The organism is Blautia sp. An46, assembly GCF_002161645.1.
GTDB classification, from domain to species: domain Bacteria; phylum Bacillota; class Clostridia; order Lachnospirales; family Lachnospiraceae; genus Blautia; species Blautia ornithocaccae.
This window is the reverse complement of sequence record NZ_NFIF01000015.1, coordinates 1-16,398: the sequence shown is the minus strand read 5'-3', so window position 1 is coordinate 16,398 and position 16,398 is coordinate 1. Positions and strand designations below refer to the sequence as shown.

The 16,398-nt window shown below is 40.5% G+C and carries 14 protein-coding genes, 1 tRNA gene and 1 rRNA gene; 10 read left to right on the top strand and 6 right to left on the bottom strand.

All coding sequences use genetic code 11. The annotated features are described in order from the left end of the window. Positions 1-73 precede the first annotated feature (73 nt). From mnmE to rpmH, 6 genes are all read right to left on the bottom strand, one after another. Positions 74-1,447 (bottom strand): tRNA uridine-5-carboxymethylaminomethyl(34) synthesis GTPase MnmE, encoded by a 1,374-nt coding sequence (mnmE, locus tag B5G00_RS12475; RefSeq protein WP_087273217.1) that lies wholly within the window; start codon positions 1,445-1,447, stop codon positions 74-76. Between the two features lie 145 nt (positions 1,448-1,592). After that, positions 1,593-2,495, bottom strand: a complete 903-nt coding sequence (jag, locus tag B5G00_RS12470; protein WP_087273215.1) for an RNA-binding cell elongation regulator Jag/EloR — start codon at positions 2,493-2,495, stop codon at positions 1,593-1,595. Positions 2,496-2,514: 19 nt separating this feature from the next. After that, positions 2,515-3,795, bottom strand: coding sequence for a YidC/Oxa1 family membrane protein insertase (locus B5G00_RS12465; RefSeq protein ID WP_242971350.1), 1,281 nt, complete (start codon positions 3,793-3,795; stop codon positions 2,515-2,517). A gap of 35 nt (positions 3,796-3,830) precedes the next feature. Beyond that, positions 3,831-4,040 (bottom strand): membrane protein insertion efficiency factor YidD, encoded by a 210-nt coding sequence (gene yidD, locus B5G00_RS12460; protein ID WP_087273213.1) that lies wholly within the window; start codon positions 4,038-4,040, stop codon positions 3,831-3,833. Then, on the bottom strand, positions 4,012-4,383 hold the full coding sequence (rnpA, locus tag B5G00_RS12455; RefSeq protein ID WP_087273211.1) for a ribonuclease P protein component: 372 nt from the start codon (positions 4,381-4,383) through the stop codon (positions 4,012-4,014). Before rnpA ends, yidD begins: the two co-directional genes overlap by 29 nt. A gap of 59 nt (positions 4,384-4,442) precedes the next feature. Further along, entirely contained in the window at positions 4,443-4,577 is a 135-nt protein-coding gene (rpmH, locus tag B5G00_RS12450; protein ID WP_087273209.1) for a 50S ribosomal protein L34, read from the bottom strand. Between the two features lie 851 nt (positions 4,578-5,428). On the opposite strand from rpmH, the gene dnaA reads away from it, so the two are divergent. The 10 genes from dnaA to B5G00_RS12400 all read left to right on the top strand — a co-directional run. Beyond that, the gene (dnaA, locus tag B5G00_RS12445) at positions 5,429-6,790 is read left to right on the top strand and encodes a chromosomal replication initiator protein DnaA (RefSeq protein WP_087273207.1); all 1,362 of its coding nucleotides are present in this window, start codon (positions 5,429-5,431) and stop codon (positions 6,788-6,790) included. Positions 6,791-7,065: 275 nt separating this feature from the next. Continuing rightward, positions 7,066-8,178: a DNA polymerase III subunit beta gene (dnaN, locus tag B5G00_RS12440; RefSeq protein WP_087273205.1), complete on the top strand. Its 1,113-nt coding sequence runs from the start codon at positions 7,066-7,068 to the stop codon at positions 8,176-8,178. 60 nt (positions 8,179-8,238) lie between these two features. Beyond that, positions 8,239-8,448, top strand: a complete 210-nt coding sequence (locus tag B5G00_RS12435) for an RNA-binding S4 domain-containing protein (RefSeq protein WP_087273203.1) — start codon at positions 8,239-8,241, stop codon at positions 8,446-8,448. Positions 8,449-8,471: 23 nt separating this feature from the next. Then, complete coding sequence (gene recF, locus B5G00_RS12430; protein WP_087273201.1) at positions 8,472-9,557, top strand: DNA replication/repair protein RecF; 1,086 nt, start codon at positions 8,472-8,474, stop codon at positions 9,555-9,557. 13 nt (positions 9,558-9,570) lie between these two features. Beyond that, on the top strand, positions 9,571-11,496 hold the full coding sequence (gene gyrB, locus B5G00_RS12425) for a DNA topoisomerase (ATP-hydrolyzing) subunit B (RefSeq protein ID WP_087273199.1): 1,926 nt from the start codon (positions 9,571-9,573) through the stop codon (positions 11,494-11,496). A gap of 24 nt (positions 11,497-11,520) precedes the next feature. Then, a complete protein-coding gene (gene gyrA / locus B5G00_RS12420) occupies positions 11,521-14,010 on the top strand; it encodes a DNA gyrase subunit A (protein WP_087273197.1) in 2,490 nt (829 codons plus the stop codon). Between the two features lie 9 nt (positions 14,011-14,019). Then, positions 14,020-14,607, top strand: coding sequence for a hypothetical protein (locus tag B5G00_RS12415; protein WP_087273195.1), 588 nt, complete (start codon positions 14,020-14,022; stop codon positions 14,605-14,607). A gap of 197 nt (positions 14,608-14,804) precedes the next feature. After that, positions 14,805-15,518, top strand: a complete 714-nt coding sequence (locus B5G00_RS12410) for a lysophospholipid acyltransferase family protein (RefSeq protein ID WP_087273369.1) — start codon at positions 14,805-14,807, stop codon at positions 15,516-15,518. A 251-nt stretch (positions 15,519-15,769) separates the two neighbouring features. Beyond that, a tRNA-Ser gene (locus B5G00_RS12405) sits at positions 15,770-15,857 on the top strand. 316 nt (positions 15,858-16,173) lie between these two features. Continuing rightward, positions 16,174-16,398: ribosomal RNA gene (locus B5G00_RS12400) — 16S ribosomal RNA — on the top strand; the annotation flags it as partial.

Here is a 16,398-nt window from a genome sequence, read left to right as displayed (position 1 = left end):
CTGCTGAATCCACATTTTAAATCTGTTTTGTGGAGAATACCCACATTTTTTATGTTTTTTGTGGATAACCCTCTTATTTTCCGGTGCAGAACTTGGAAAAAATCTCATTTACCAGATCTTCCCCTACAGATTCACCGATAATGCTGCCAAGAGCTTCATAGGCATTCATCAGATCTATAGAGAAAAAGTCCTCCGGCATTCCCATTTCAATACTATTCTCCACCATTTCCAGGCTTTTTCTGGCCTCTTCAAGAGCAGCTTTGTGACGGGCATTGGTAATATAGATCTCATCGTTAAATGCCAGCTCTCCCTGGAAAAACAGCTCTTTTATCTGATTCTCCAGAACGTCGATACCCTGCTCTTCCTTTGCAGATACAGATACAACAGGATGGGAAGTCATTCCTTTCAGTTCTTCCTCCGTGACAATCTGTTCCAAATCCGCTTTATTCAGGATTACAATGGCCTTTTTTCCCTTTAACAGCTCCATGATCTCTCTGTCATTATCATCTATAGGAATAGAGGAATCCACAACAAAAAGTACCAGATCCGCATCTTTTGCAGAATCAATAGCTTTTTCCACTCCTATCTTTTCCACAACGTCCTCTGTATCCCGGATTCCTGCTGTATCCACGATCCGAAGAGAAATGCCATGGAGGAGAATTGTCTCTTCTAAAGTATCCCTGGTAGTGCCTGCTATATCTGTAACAATGGCCCTTTCCTCACCTAAAAGAGTATTTAAAAGAGAAGACTTTCCTGCATTGGGTTTTCCTACGATTACGGTTTTTATACCTTCTTTTACCAGTTTTCCGTCTTTAACACTCATTAGGAGCCTGTCAATCTTTTCTTCCTGCTTCTTAATTTCTTTATACAGTGTTTCACCATATCCGTCAATACTTATATGCTCCGGATCGTCCAAAGCAGACTCTATATAGGCGATCTGGTAGATGATCCCTTCTCTGATCTCTCTGATGGCTTTCTGAATATTGCCTCTGAGCTGGCTTACAGAGCTTTTCAGTGCATATTCATTTTTTGCATTGATAACATCAATCACCGCTTCTGCCTGGGAGAGATCTATTCTGCCGTTTAAAAAAGCCCTTTTTGTAAACTCTCCCGGTTCGGCAGGTCTGGCACCATATTTGATCACAGTATCCAGTATCTTTCTCATTGCCAGAACACCGCCGTGGCAGTCTATTTCCACTGTATCTTCTCCGGTGTAGCTTCTTGGTCCATCCATGACCATTACCAGAACTTCATCTACCGTCTCCTTCCCATCATGGATGAATCCATAATTTATAGTGTGAGAAGGCACTGTCCTTATATCTTTTCCGCCACCCTTGGAACGATAAATTTTCCCTGCTATCTCTCTGCTCTCAGGTCCGCTGATCCTTACGATTCCTATACCTGAGGCAGACAGAGCTGTGGCAATTGCTGCTATAGTATCTGCCATATTCTCTCTCCTTTCCTGTGCGCATCCCTCCCGGAGGGCTTTTTATTTATAGGACAGTCCGGAGAACTTTCCTATAGAATAAAAAAGGTGAAAGCGCAGAACAACCTTTCTTATTCACGCTTTCACCTAGAATAATAATTTTTACTTATCTGTTTTTCAATTTTACCACCACATGACGATAGGGCTCGTTACCCTCGCTGTAGGTTTCCACAAAACGGTTTCCCTGAAGAGCTGAGTGGATGATCCTTCTCTCATAAGGATTCATGGGCTCCAGTGATACTGGTCTTCTGGTCTTTCTTACTTTATACGCAATACTCCTGGCCAGGTTTTCCAGAGTTTCTTTTCTTCGATTTCTATAATCCTCTGTATCCAGCTTTACACGGATATATCCCTGTCTTCCTTTATTAACCACAAGGCTGGTAAGATACTGGAGAGAATCCAGAGTCTGTCCTCTCTTTCCGATAAGGATCCCCATATCATCTCCCTCAAAATCTATGTTCAGGTTTCCTTCTTCATTCTTATATTCCATCTTGATCTCAACCTGAAGTTCCATAGCCTTGAAGACGCCTGTAAGGAATTTCTGAGCATCTTCTTTGATCTCAGCAATTTCTTCTTCCGTTCTTAAAGTAACCTTTCTCTCTTCACGAGGTTTCTCTTCCGCCAGTTTTTCTGGCGCCGGGGTTTCCTTTGGCTTTTCCTGAGTCTTCACAGGATTTTCTTTCTTTATTTCTTTTCTGTTATCTTTTTTATTTTCCCTCTTCTGCTCTTTTTTCTCTTCTTTTACAGCCTGAGGTTTCACAGATTTCTTTTCTTCTTTTTTGGCCGGGGCAGGTTTCCTTGCCGATTCAGCAGTTTCCTTTGGCAGAACTTCTTCTATTTCCTTCTTTGCCGCTCTTATAATAGCAGGCTTTGCACCAAATCCTAAAAATCCTGCTTTCCCCTGGGAGATTACCTGAATTTCCAGGTTTTCACTGGAAGTTTCATACTCTATACTGGCCTTAGTAATGGCCTCATCTACGGTCTTTGCAGAGAATTCTCTGAATTCCATCTCTCTTCCCCCTTACCTTCTACTTCTTTTTCTTCTTGTTTTCCTCATCAAATGCGGCTACCATATTTGCCTTTGACGCCAGACTTCCCGGTTTTGTCTTCGGAACCGTATAATTATATCCGGATGCCTCTTTAACAGAACCACTTTTCTCCGCCATAGTCTTTTTCTTAGGCTCTTCAATATTGCGCACATTCATTCTGGCCTGCTGGCTGATATTCTGAGAGATAACTCCTCTCTTCGCCATCTTCTTTTCTCTTTTTTCTCTGTTTTTCTGGATATAAGCATCCATATCCATATGATTCAGATGTCTGTTAATAACAAGCTGCTGCACGGTACGCACCAGAGCACCTATGATCCAGTAGATACCGATACCAAAGGGGAATGTAAAACAGATAAAAGCAGTAAACAGAGGCATGAAAACGTTCATACTCTTCATTGTAGCTTCCATCTGTGACTGATTTCCATTACCACTGCTGTTTGAAGAAGCGGTGGGCATCAACTTCATGTTGATCATCTGTGTTGCCCACGCCAGAACCGGCACAAGTACAGCTGCAAGGATCATCAGGTACTGATGAGAAGACCATCCTGCCTGGATCAAAGCCCATGGTGTATCTGCAATATTCAGTCCCAGAAAATTCTGCATAGGCTGAAGTGTCTCTGCACTCTTATCCAGTACATCAGCGAATCCCTGAAATTGCTCTATACTGGCCAGTTTGTCCCACTGAGATGGTGATAAACTGTATAAAAAGTCAATAACCTGATTGGCATTTCCTTCTTGTCCCTGTACCCAGCTATAGGTACGAATGCCGTTATCCGTAATAAACTGACTGATAATATCCGAATATCCGCTGACATCTGTAATATGAGCTACAGCGTCACTAAATACTTCCTTGATTCCTCCGATATATCCCGGAATCTTTATAATAACCTGATACAATGCAAAGAAGATTGGCATCTGAATCAACAGCTGAAGACAGCTGCCTGTAGGTGAAACCCCGTATTTTTCATATACGGCCATGGTTTCTTCCTGCATTTTCATCTGTGAGGTCTGATCTTTTTTATTCTTATATTTTTTCTGGATTTTCTGAATCTCCGGCTGCATGACCATATTCATTTTTGAAAATTTCTGCTGTTTGATCTGCAGGGGAGTCATTAAAGCATAGATAATAACTGTAAATATAATAATACACAGACCTAAATTATGAACTCCGATGCTGTAAATGCCGTTCATAAGCCAACCGAGTACTTCCGCCACCCAGTTTACAATCGGCATAGTACTTTTCGTCAGTAATATACCCAAAACAGTATCCTCCTTATAATCTTGTCACCCTTGTCCTACGGCACCGGATCATACCCGCCCTTTGAAAAAGGATTGCATCTCAAAATTCTCCATGCAGCCAGAAGACTTCCTTTCAGGGCGCCATATTTTTCTATCGCTTCCAAACCATACTGAGAACATGTGGGTATATACGGACAACATGTGCTCTTAAGCGGGGACAAATATTTCTGATAGAATTTAATCATTTTGATTAATATTGTTTTCATTCTCTTCACTTCTCAAAATTTTGTGGAGCTTTCCCAGATGAAGCAGGGCGCTCTCTATAGAATGGAATCCCTGATCCTTTCCATTCATCCTTACGATTACTACTATATCATATCCGCATACAAATTTTTCTTCATTAAGACGATAACTTTCTCTTATCAGTCGTGCCAGATGATGCCTTATAACACTGTTTCCCACTTTCTTGCTGACGGATATTCCCAATCTGTTGCGATTCAACTGGTTTTTCAGCACATACATAACTAAATATCGATTTGCAAAAGATGTTCCATTTTTATAAACCAGTTGAAAATCCCAATTTTTTTTCAATGATTCCGAATATTTCATACTCTGACCTTATACTCTGAGGGTATGCAAAGAGAAGAAAAGACCACATATCTGCGGTCTTAAGCTGATAATCTTTTTCTTCCTTTTGCTCTTCTGGCAGCTAAAACTTTTCTACCGCCTTTACTGCTCATTCTAGCTCTGAATCCATGAACTTTGGATCTCTGTCTTTTCTTAGGCTGAAATGTCATTTTCATAATCAAGGCACCTCCCTTATATTAATGGACGTTCTTCCGAAGTGTTGAACGTCTCTCCTAGTTATGCATGGTAGAAAACATCATTTCAATTATATTCACAAACCCTTATTTCGTCAAGTATTTCTTGCTAAAGTTCTTTAAAAATTTGTCACTATTCAGCCATACAGCTCAGTTTCGCAGCTAATGCTGCTTTTTCACTGCTGCCGCAGCTAAATCTTCGTTTATGACTGAATAGTTACCAAAAGTTATCCACACTTATCCACAGAATAATGTGGGTAACTTTTTGATACAGTTTATTATCCCCTTTTCCCATACACATACTTCTTCACATTTTCCGGTTTACGTAAATTTATCCACAATTTGTGGATAAGATGTGGATAAGTCACTCTATATATTCACATTTGTTCTCTATATTTTTTCAAAAACCCTTATTTTTCAACGGTTTTTTACGTGTGGATTCTGTTTTCGACATTATACACATTACTCACATTTCTTTTTTCCACAGGTTTACAGATTTTCTTTATCACCACTATCCACACTTCCTTATACACATACCCACTTATACACATTTCCCTCTTTGGGGATTCTTTTTTTTAAATAATTCTTTCCTATATAAATGTATACTTCTTTTTATATCCACTTTTCCACATTGATTTTTCATTGGGAATCCTCTGGATTCTTGAATTTTTCATTGATTAATACCGTTTTTTATTATAATATATAGATAATAATACTTTTTTTGCCGATGAGCCGATGATTGGGTGATATAATCATTCAATCATACCCTTTATAGAGTGAGGGTATATTTTTTTGTGTGAAAAAGGCATAAAATACTTGTTAGGAGAATGAAAATGCACATTATACAGGAAAAATGGCCGGAGATTCTAAATATGGTAAAGACGGAGCACGATGTGTCACCCGTTTCTTTTTCTGCCTGGCTGGAGCCTTTGGAAGTATATAAAGTGGAAGGTAATGTTGTCACTATTGTTGTTACAAATGGTAGTATGGCGCTGAATTATATTAATAAGAAGTATCTTCTGCCTCTTCAAGTGGCTATTATAGAGACTACCGGGGAAGATTATGAGATTTCTCTGGTTCTTCCAGAGGATATTAAGGAAGAAATTCCGGAGCCGGCTCCCATCAGCGATTCCACATTAAACGGCAATATCGTAAAAGCAGGGCTCAATCCCCGCTATACCTTTGATACTTTTGTAGTTGGAAGCAATAATAAAATGGCCCATGCGGCCTCTCTTGCTGTAGCGGAATCTCCGGGAGAAGCCTATAATCCCCTTTTTATCTATGGAGGAGTAGGACTTGGTAAAACTCATCTGATGCATTCCATCGCTCATTTTGTGCTGCAAAAAAATCCCAATGCCAAGGTGCTCTATGTTACCAGCGAAACTTTTACCAATGAACTGATTGATTCCATCCGTAACGGTAACAACTCTACAATGTCCAAATTCCGGGAAAAATACCGGGACATCGATGTACTTTTAATTGACGATATCCAGTTCATTATCGGCAAAGAATCTACCCAGGAGGAATTTTTCCATACTTTTAATGCTCTTCATGGCGCCAAAAAACAGATTGTTATCTCCTCTGATAAACCGCCTAAAGATATGGAAATCCTGGAAGACCGTCTCCGTTCTCGTTTCGAATGGGGACTGATCGTGGATATTTCCTCTCCGGACTATGAGACCCGAATGGCGATTCTCCGTAAAAAAGAAGAGCTGGACGGATATTCTATAGATAATGAGGTCATTGAATACATTGCCAGAAACGTAAAATCCAACATCCGTGAACTTGAAGGTTCTTTAAATAAGATCATGGCTTACGCTAACCTGGAAAAAAGTGAGATAAACCTGGCTCTTGCAGAAAAGGTATTAAAAGATATTATCTCACCAAATGAAAAAAGGGTGATCACTCCAGAACTGATAACAGACATTGTGGCAGAACATTTTGACCTGACACCTGGAGATATTGTAGGAAACAAACGAAATTCCAAAGTCGTATTTCCACGTCAGATTGTCATGTATCTTTGCAGGCATATGACGGATACCACTCTTAAAAATATAGGACAGTACCTTGGAGGCCGTGATCATACTACGATTATGAATGGTATTAATAAAATCGAAGCAGAGCTGGAGACCTCCGAATCTACCCGGGAAGTAATCGACATTTTGAAGAAGAAGATTAACCCTTCCAAGCAGTAACTTTATCCACAACTTAAAGTGCATATAATGTGTATTTCATGTGGAAACTTGAACAGGCTGAAAATCCCTCATTTTTGTCCACACCTTTATCAACCGGGTCTGCACAGGAACTTCGGGGTCTGCCCACAAAGTTATCCATACCGCGAAACCCGCATTTTTCACGGGTTTCGGCACTTATACACATACTCACAGCCCCTACGGCGGCTACTGCGGATTACTTAATCATTTTATTTATATATTATACACTCCACCACAGAAAGGAAGTTATTCACATTATGAAATTATTCTGTTCCAAAGCTGAACTTCAAAAAAGTGTAAATATCGTTATGAAAGCCGTTCCGGCTAAAACAACAATGCCTATTCTTGAATGTATTCTTATAGATGCATCAACCAATGACATTAAATTCACCTCTAATGATATGGAACTGGGAATCGAAACCCGGGTTCAGGGTATGGTTCTTGAAAAAGGCATTATTGCTCTTGATGCAAAGATTTTTTCCGAAATCGTTCGGAAACTTCCTGACAGTGATGTTACTATAGAGACAGATGAAAGATTAAATACTACAATTACCTGTGAAAAAGCGAAATTTAACATACCTGGAAAATCTGGCGAAGATTTTGCATATCTTCCTTTAATAGAAAAGAATGACTGTATACGGATTTCACAGTTTACTTTGAAAGAAATTATCCGACAGACTATTTTTTCCATTGCATTAAATGAAAACAACAAGCTGATGACAGGCGAACTTTTCCAGATTGAAGAAAACCGGCTTCGTGTCATTTCTCTGGATGGACACAGGATCTCTATCCGCCGTGTTCCTTTAAAAGAAGAGTGCGAAGACCGTAAAGTCGTTGTTCCTGGAAAAACTTTAAGTGAAATCAGCAAAATCTTATCTGGTGAAATGGAAGATATGGTAGACATTTATCTTTCTTCAAATCATATTCTTTTTGAGTTTGATAATACCACCGTGGTATCCCGTCTCATTGAGGGAGAATATTTTAAAATTGATCAGATGCTTTCCAGCGATTATGAGACAAAGGTAAAGATTAATAAAAAAGAATTCCTGGATTGTATTGACAGAGCAACACTTCTGGTAAAAGAGGGAGATAAGAAACCGATCATCATCAATATCGAAGACGGACAGATGGAGCTGAGCATTGATTCTCAGATTGGTTCTATGAAAGAAGATATTGATATTGAAAAAGAAGGCAAGGATATTATGATCGGATTTAACCCGAAATTCCTGATCGATGCGCTGAAGGTTATTGATGATGAGGAAATCAGTATTTATCTTATGAATCCTAAGGCTCCATGCTTTATAAGAGACGATGCCCAGCAGTATATTTATCTGATCCTTCCTGTAAATTTTAATGCTGCAGGCAGATAATTGCGGGTTTCGAGATCATGTTAAAAACAGTTCTTTAGGAAAGGACTAAAAGGGGAAAAAATGGAAATTATCAAATTAAAAGATGAATTTATAAAACTTGGCCAGGCTCTGAAAGCCGCAAATCTGGTGGAAGATGGTGTTGAGGCTAAGTATGTGATTCAGGATGGAGAAGTAAAGGTCAATCAGGAAACTGAGACCAGAAGAGGACGGAAACTGTACGACGGAGATGTGGTTTCCTATAACGGAGAGGAAATCCGGATCGAGAAATGATCCTGGAAGAAATCGGGTGACCTATGTATATTGAATCCATAGAGCTGAAAAATTACAGAAATTACGAGACCCTTTCCCTTACTTTTGACAGAGGAACTAATATTTTCTATGGGGATAATGCTCAGGGTAAGACAAATATTCTGGAAGCTGTCTATCTCTGTGGGACTACAAAATCTCACAGAGGCAGTAAGGACAGGGAAATGATCCAATTTAACGCTGAGGAAGCACATATCCGGATGTTTGTAAAAAAAGAGGGCATTTCCAGGAAAATAGACATGCATCTTAAAAAAAATAAGCCTAAGGGAATTGCTATAGACGGGATCCCCATACGAAAGGCAGGAGAGTTATTCGGTATCCTGAATCTTGTTTTTTTTTCTCCGGAAGATTTAAATATTATAAAAAATGGACCGGGAGAGAGAAGACGATTTATTGACTTGGAATTATGTCAACTAAATAAACTTTATCTTTCGGATCTGTCAAACTATAATCATATTCTGAATCAGAGGAATAAGCTGCTGAAGGATCTTTCTTTTCAGCCTTCTCTTATAAGTACTCTGGAAGTTTGGGATGAGCAGCTTGCCCATTATGGCACAGCAATCATCCGGAGCCGGAGAGATTTCATTGATGAGATGAACGGGATCATAGGAGAGATACACAGCAATATTACCGGAGGAAAGGAAGAGATTCAGCTGCTTTACGAGCCAAGTACTTCGGAAGAGCATTTTCTTTCTGTGCTTTCACAGAACAGAGAGAGGGACTGCAGATTTAAAATGACTTCCTCAGGTCCACACAGAGATGATCTCTGTGTGAAAATAAATGGAATGGATATCAGAAAATACGGTTCTCAGGGACAGCAGCGGACTGCTGCTTTGTCTTTGAAGCTTTCAGAAATATATATGGTGAAAAAGAGAATAAAAGATATGCCGGTGCTTCTGCTGGATGATGTTTTATCTGAGCTGGATTCCAACCGGCAGAATTATCTCTTAAACAGTATCAGCCAGGTACAGACCATGATCACATGTACAGGGCTGGATGATTTTATCGACAAAAGATTTCATATCAATAAAATATTCAAGGTAGTTGACGGGAAAGTGTACTGTCCCGGTTAACAGGAGGAATTACATGAGTACAGAAATGAATACAGAGTACGGTGCCGACCAGATACAGATTCTGGAAGGCCTGGAAGCAGTAAGAAAAAGGCCTGGTATGTATATTGGAAGTACATCCTCCAGAGGTCTTCACCATCTGGTATATGAGATTGTAGATAATGCGGTGGATGAAGCTCTGGCAGGTTTTTGTGATACTATCGACGTATCCATTAATGAAGATAATTCAATTACAGTTATAGATAACGGAAGAGGTATCCCTGTGGGAATCAACCACAAAGCCGGAATTCCTGCCGTAGAGGTAGTATTTACGATCCTTCATGCAGGAGGAAAGTTCGGAGGCGGGGGATACAAGGTATCCGGCGGCCTTCACGGCGTGGGAGCTTCTGTAGTAAATGCTCTTTCTACCTGGCTGGAAGTAAAGATTTATCATGAAGGTAAGATCTACCAGCAGCGGTATGAGAGAGGAAAAGCCATGTACAGTCTGAAAGTGGTGGGAGACTGTGAACCGGACAGAACAGGAACTACGGTTTCTTTCCATCCGGACCCGGAAATCTTTGAAGAGACGGTTTTTGATTTCAATACTTTAAAACATCGTTTTCGTGAGATTGCCTTTCTTACCAAAGGTCTTAAAATCATTGCCCGGGATAAGAGAGAAGAGGAACCGAAAGAAGTTACTTTCCACTACGAAGGCGGTATCCGGGAGTTTGTTCAATATCTGAACAAGAGCACCACGCCGTTATACGAAGATATCCTTTATTTCGAAGGTACGAAAGACGGAGTCATGGTGGAAGTTGCCATGCAGCATAATGATGCTTATACAGAAAACACCTATGGTTTTGTTAATAATATAACTACTCCCGAGGGCGGAACTCATATTATGGGATTCAGAAATGCCCTGACAAAGACATTTAATGACTATGCCAGAAAGAATAAATTGTTGAAGGAAAATGAACAGAATCTGTCAGGAGAGGATATCAGAGAAGGGCTGACTGCAATTATCAGCGTAAAAATCGAAGATCCGCAGTTTGAAGGACAGACAAAGCAGAAACTGGGAAACAGCGAGGCCAGAGGCGCTGTAGACAATGTTGTCAGCAGCCAGCTGGAGATTTACCTGGAGCAGAATCCTGCAGTAGCAAAGATTATCGTGGAGAAATCCATTCTTTCTCAGAGGGCCAGAGATGCTGCCAGAAAGGCCAGAGAGCTGACTAGAAGGAAGTCTGCGCTGGACGGTATGTCCCTGCCGGGCAAGCTGGCAGACTGCGTGGACAAGGATCCAAGTAAGTGTGAAATCTATATTGTAGAGGGAGACTCTGCGGGAGGATCTGCAAAGACAGCAAGAAGCAGAGCTACTCAGGCAATTCTTCCTCTGAGAGGAAAGATATTGAATGTTGAGAAGGCAAGACTGGACAAGATTTATGCCAATGCAGAGATCAAAGCCATGATCACAGCTTTCGGAACAGGAATACATGAGGATTTCGACATCAGTAAGCTGAGGTACCACAAGATCATCATAATGACCGATGCCGATGTAGATGGAGCTCATATTGCTACCCTACTGCTTACATTCCTATACAGATTTATGCCGGAACTGATCAAACAGGGATATGTGTACCTGGCGAAGCCGCCTTTATTTAAACTGGAGAAAAACAGAAAAATTTACTATGCTTATACAGAGCAGGAGCAGGCGGAAATCCTTAAGGAAATCGGCCTGGAAGGCTGTAGTATCCAGCGGTATAAAGGTCTGGGTGAAATGGATGCAGACCAGCTTTGGGAAACGACCATGGACCCAGAGAGAAGAATTCTCATGAGAGTTGTAATGGACGAAGACTCCACTTCGGAACTGGACCTGACCTTTACAACATTAATGGGGGACAAGGTAGAGCCCAGAAGAGAATTTATCGAAGAAAATGCCAAGTATGTGAAGAATCTGGATATTTAAGCAGAGGCAAAAAGGAGAAACTAGATGGAAGATAATATTTTTGATAAAGTCCAGGAAGTTGACCTGCAGAAAAAAATGGAGGAATCCTATATAGAGTATGCCATGAGCGTTATCGCATCCAGGGCACTTCCTGATGTCAGAGACGGTCTGAAACCGGTACAGAGAAGAATCCTGTATTCCATGATCGAATTAAATAACGGTCCTGACAAGCCTCACAGAAAATGCGCCCGTATTGTAGGTGATACCATGGGTAAATATCATCCCCATGGAGACAGTTCTATTTATGGCGCATTGGTAAATATGGCTCAGGACTGGTCTACCAGATATCCTCTGGTAGACGGACATGGAAATTTCGGCTCCGTAGACGGTGACGGAGCTGCCGCCATGCGTTATACAGAGGCAAGACTGAGCAAGATTTCCATGGAAATGCTGGCGGATATCAATAAGAATACTATAGATTTTACGCCGAACTTTGATGGTACGGAGAAAGAGCCTACTGTGCTGCCTTCCAGGTATCCTAACCTTCTGGCAAACGGAACCTCTGGTATTGCCGTAGGTATGGCAACCAATATACCACCCCATAATCTGAGAGAGATTATTAATGCAGTAGTAAAGATTATTGACAATCAGATAGAAGAAAACAGAGAAACAACCATAGAGGAGATTCTCTCTATCGTAAAAGGACCGGATTTCCCCACAGGGGCTACAATTCTGGGAACCAGAGGAATCGAAGAGGCCTACAGAACGGGAAGAGGAAAAATCCGTGTACGGGCAGTGACTGATATTGAGACTATGCCAAATGGAAAAACCCAGATTATCGTTACAGAACTTCCTTATATGGTCAATAAAGCAAGGCTTATTGAGAAAATCGCAGAGCTGGTAAGGGATAAGAAAGTTGACGGTATTACGGCAATCAACGATCATTCCAACAGAGAAGGTATGCGTATCTGTATTGAACTGAGAAGAGATGCAAATGCCAATGTGATTTTGAACCAGCTTTATAAACATACTCAGCTTCAGGATACCTTTGGTGTGATCATGCTGGCTCTGGTAGGCAATACTCCGAAGGTTATGAGTCTTCTGGAAATGCTGGAGCATTATCTGAATCATCAGGAAGATGTGGTTACCAGAAGGACACAGTATGATCTGAACAAGGCAGAGGCCAGAGCACATATAGTATCTGGTTTGCTGAAAGCCCTGGATGTGATCGATCAGGTAATCCAGATTATCCGAAATTCCAAGACAAGACAGGAAGCAAAGGATACCTTAATGGAAACCTTTGATTTTACAGATGTACAGGCTCAGGAAATTGTAAATATGAGGCTGTATCAGCTTACCGGAATGGAGAGAGAACGTCTTCAGAATGAATTTAATGATCTGGAAGTGAAGATCAGAGAGCTGAAGGCTATCCTGTCAGACAGAAATCTGCTCCTTAGAGTAATCCGGGAAGAAATTCTTGCTATTGCAGATAAATACGGAGATGACAGAAGGACTTCTATCGGATATGATGAGTACGATATCTCTATGGAAGATCTGATACCAAAAGAAAATACAGTGATAGCCATGACAAAATTAGGCTACATAAAGAGAATGACTGTTGATAATTTCCGCAGCCAGAACAGAGGCGGCAAAGGTATCAAGGGAATGTCCACTATAGAAGATGACTACATTGAAGAACTGCTGATGACGACGACTCATCATTATCTCATGTTCTTTACCAGTACAGGAAGGGTGTACCGGATAAAAGCTTATGAGATTCCGGAGGCCAGCAGAACAGCCAGAGGAACGGCGATCATCAATCTGCTCCAGCTTCAGCCGGAGGAAAAGATCACGGCAGTGATACCGATCAATGAGTTTAAAAAGGGCAGTTTCCTCTTTATGGCTACCAAAAACGGCCTGGTTAAGAAGACGCCTATTGAAGATTATGCAAACGTGAGAAAAACAGGGCTGGCGGCCATTGCGCTGAGAGAAGATGATGAACTTATTGAAGTTAAGTTTACAGATAATAAGAAAGATATTATCCTGGTAACAAAATTCGGACAGTGTATCCGTTTTAATGAAACAGATGTACGGGTAACCGGAAGAGTTTCCATGGGAGTAAGAGGAATCAATCTTCTGGAAGAGGATGAAGTAATCGGCATGCAGCTTACATGCCAGGGAGATTATCTGCTGATCGTATCTGAAAAAGGTCTTGGAAAACGTACTTCTGTAGGAGAATTCACACGTCAGAACAGAGGCGGAAAAGGCGTTAAATGCTATAAGATTACGGAAAAAACAGGAAATGTTATTGGCGTTAAGGCAGTAAACAGTGACAATGAGATCATGCTGATCACAACAGAAGGAATCATTATCCGTCTGGAATGCAAGGACATATCTATTCTTGGAAGAATTACGTCTGGCGTAAAGCTGATGGATCTGAAGGATGATATTAAAGTGGCTAGTATTGCCAAAGTAAGAGATAAGGACGATGAGATTAAACAAGAGGATTCCGAAAGAGAAAGAGAAGGGGAATAAAGGTAATTCATGACAGCGGTAAAAAAAGGGGTTATATTGATATTGACTGTCTCCATTTTTATGTTTCTTTTGGAAGGCTGCGGCGGAGGAGTAGATTATAAATCGCCGGAAGCTATAGTTAAATCCCTGGTCCGTTCTTATCAGGACCAGAATGAACAGGCTGTTAAGGAATGCTACGGCCTATCTGAAGATGAGGAAGTTCAGGAGGATATACAAAAGGAAATAAATTATAATATGCGGCTTTTTAAAGCCTATCAGGCAGTAAGCATAGACTTTGAAAAGTCGGACTCTCTGGGAAAAAGCGGAGACAGCCAGCTGATTTATGTATGGTTTAATTATAAATCGAAGGATGCAGAGCAGAAATGTCCTGTTATGTCTTTCTACTTTGTAAAGGAGAAAGATAAAAGGTATTTTGTAATTCCCGCAAAAGATGTGACTGAGGAAATGAGTGAATATTCCAGAGGTGCATATGAAAGATTTATGGATACCAGAACCTACAAAAATTATCAGAAAAATTTTGAAGAGTTTCAGGAAAAAAATCCTTCTTATAAAGAAAGTCTGAATAAGCGTTTCAGCCAGTCGGCGAACGAGATATAAGTAGGAAAAAGCTCTGTGGGGAGTGTGCATTAAAGTGAAAAAATTTTTAATGCACACTTCTTTTTGCGAATCAGCAGGAGATGACGATACAGCCGTCTTCTGTAAAGGTACCCTCGCGGCAGTCGCCAAATGGACATGCAAGCATGCCCGCTTGGCTCGTTGCTCGCGGGAATAAAGAAGAAAGTGAGCAGGGAAAAGTGAAGAGAATTTTATTAATGGTAGCATATAATATTCTTATAGTGCCGTATTATTGGTTCAAATTGTGCTATTATGCCAGTCATGTAGATAAATATACAGAGGAAGAAAGATACAAGTTATTAAGATTTATTGATAACAGGGCAATAACAGGAGGCCGGATACAGATAGACGTTCATGGAGCAGAGAATATACCAAAAGAAAATGGTTTTATGTTCTTTCCAAATCATCAGGGACTCTTTGATGTTCTGGCAATCATACAGGCCTGCCCTACACCTTTTTCGGTGGTCATGAAAAAGGAAATTCAGAATATTCCTTTTCTGAAGCAGGTCTTTGCCTGCATGAAGGCTTTTGCCATAGATAGAGAAGATGTAAAACAGTCTATGCAGGTAATCCTTCAGGTAACAAAAGAAGTAAAAGCTGGAAGAAACTATCTGATCTTCCCAGAGGGAACCAGAACAAAAGATCCCAATAATGTCCATGAATTTAAAGGGGGAAGCTTTAAGCCTGCAGTTAAGGCAAAATGCCCCATTGTACCGGTAGCTCTTATTGATTCTTATAAATCTTTTGATACAAAGTCCATTGAAAAACTGACAGTACAGGTTCATTTTCTGGAACCGCTTTTATATGAAGAGTATAAAGATATGAAGACAGTGGAGATTGCACAGGAGGTAAAGTCAAGAATAGAGAAAGTCATCAGAGAAAACGAAAGATAGAGTTATGCGCTTGCAAGTTCGCATTAACAGAAGATACATTCAGTATACCCTCCGTGCAGAAGAGATGTTTATCTCTTTCTATACGGAGGGTATTTAATCTAAATCGAATGGCAAAAGGTTTCAAAATGGAGTGCTGAAAAAAAACGAAAAAATTTTCAAAAAAGTAGTTGACAAATTTTTATAAATAGCGGTATAATACATATTGCTCATGCAGAGCAAAAAATTGAATGATTTAACATTATTCAGGCAATGGAGAAATACTCAAGTGGCTGAAGAGGCGCCCCTGCTAAGGGTGTAGACGGTTCGCGCCGTGCGAGGGTTCAAATCCCTCTTTCTCCGCTGACAGTTTTGAGATTAAAAAACTTGAAAAAAGTTCTTGACAAACAAAAAGGTTTGTGATAATCTATTAAAGCTGTCGAAAAGAACTGAAAAATCTTGAAAAAAGAAATTTTCAAGAAAATAAAAAAAGTTCTTGACAAGCCAGAAAAGATGTGATAATCTAATATGGCTGTCGCAAGACAGGAACCTTGATAACTGAACAGTGAAACACATGAACTGAAAATTCTTTTACATTCATTTTTAAAAACGGTTCAACGAACCAAAACAGTAAAAGGTTTGGATAAGCGAGAGTTTATCATGACCTGGAACAGACACTTTATCAGAGAGTTTGATCCTGGCTCAGGATGAACGCTGGCGGCGTGCCTAACACATGCAAGTCGAGCGAAGCACCTGCTTCTGATCTTTCGGGTGAAGAGGCTTGTGACTGAGCGGCGGACGGGTGAGTAACACGTAGGCAACCTGCCTCACACAGGGGGATAACAGTTAGAAATGACTGCTAATACCGCATAAGCGCACAGGGCCGCATGGCCCGGTGTGAAAA

Coding starts and splice junctions, on each gene's coding strand:
- recF (WP_087273201.1), top strand. CDS start 8,472: ATGTATATTGAATCCATAGAGCTGAAAAATTACAGAAATTACGAGACC.
- jag (WP_087273215.1), bottom strand. CDS start 2,495: ATGGAATTCAGAGAATTCTCTGCAAAGACCGTAGATGAGGCCATTACT.
- dnaA (WP_087273207.1), top strand. CDS start 5,429: ATGCACATTATACAGGAAAAATGGCCGGAGATTCTAAATATGGTAAAG.
- mnmE (WP_087273217.1), bottom strand. CDS start 1,447: ATGGCAGATACTATAGCAGCAATTGCCACAGCTCTGTCTGCCTCAGGT.
- yidD (WP_087273213.1), bottom strand. CDS start 4,040: ATGAAAACAATATTAATCAAAATGATTAAATTCTATCAGAAATATTTG.
- dnaN (WP_087273205.1), top strand. CDS start 7,066: ATGAAATTATTCTGTTCCAAAGCTGAACTTCAAAAAAGTGTAAATATC.
- rnpA (WP_087273211.1), bottom strand. CDS start 4,383: ATGAAATATTCGGAATCATTGAAAAAAAATTGGGATTTTCAACTGGTT.
- gyrA (WP_087273197.1), top strand. CDS start 11,521: ATGGAAGATAATATTTTTGATAAAGTCCAGGAAGTTGACCTGCAGAAA.
- B5G00_RS12415 (WP_087273195.1), top strand. CDS start 14,020: ATGACAGCGGTAAAAAAAGGGGTTATATTGATATTGACTGTCTCCATT.
- rpmH (WP_087273209.1), bottom strand. CDS start 4,577: ATGAAAATGACATTTCAGCCTAAGAAAAGACAGAGATCCAAAGTTCAT.
- B5G00_RS12435 (WP_087273203.1), top strand. CDS start 8,239: ATGGAAATTATCAAATTAAAAGATGAATTTATAAAACTTGGCCAGGCT.
- gyrB (WP_087273199.1), top strand. CDS start 9,571: ATGAGTACAGAAATGAATACAGAGTACGGTGCCGACCAGATACAGATT.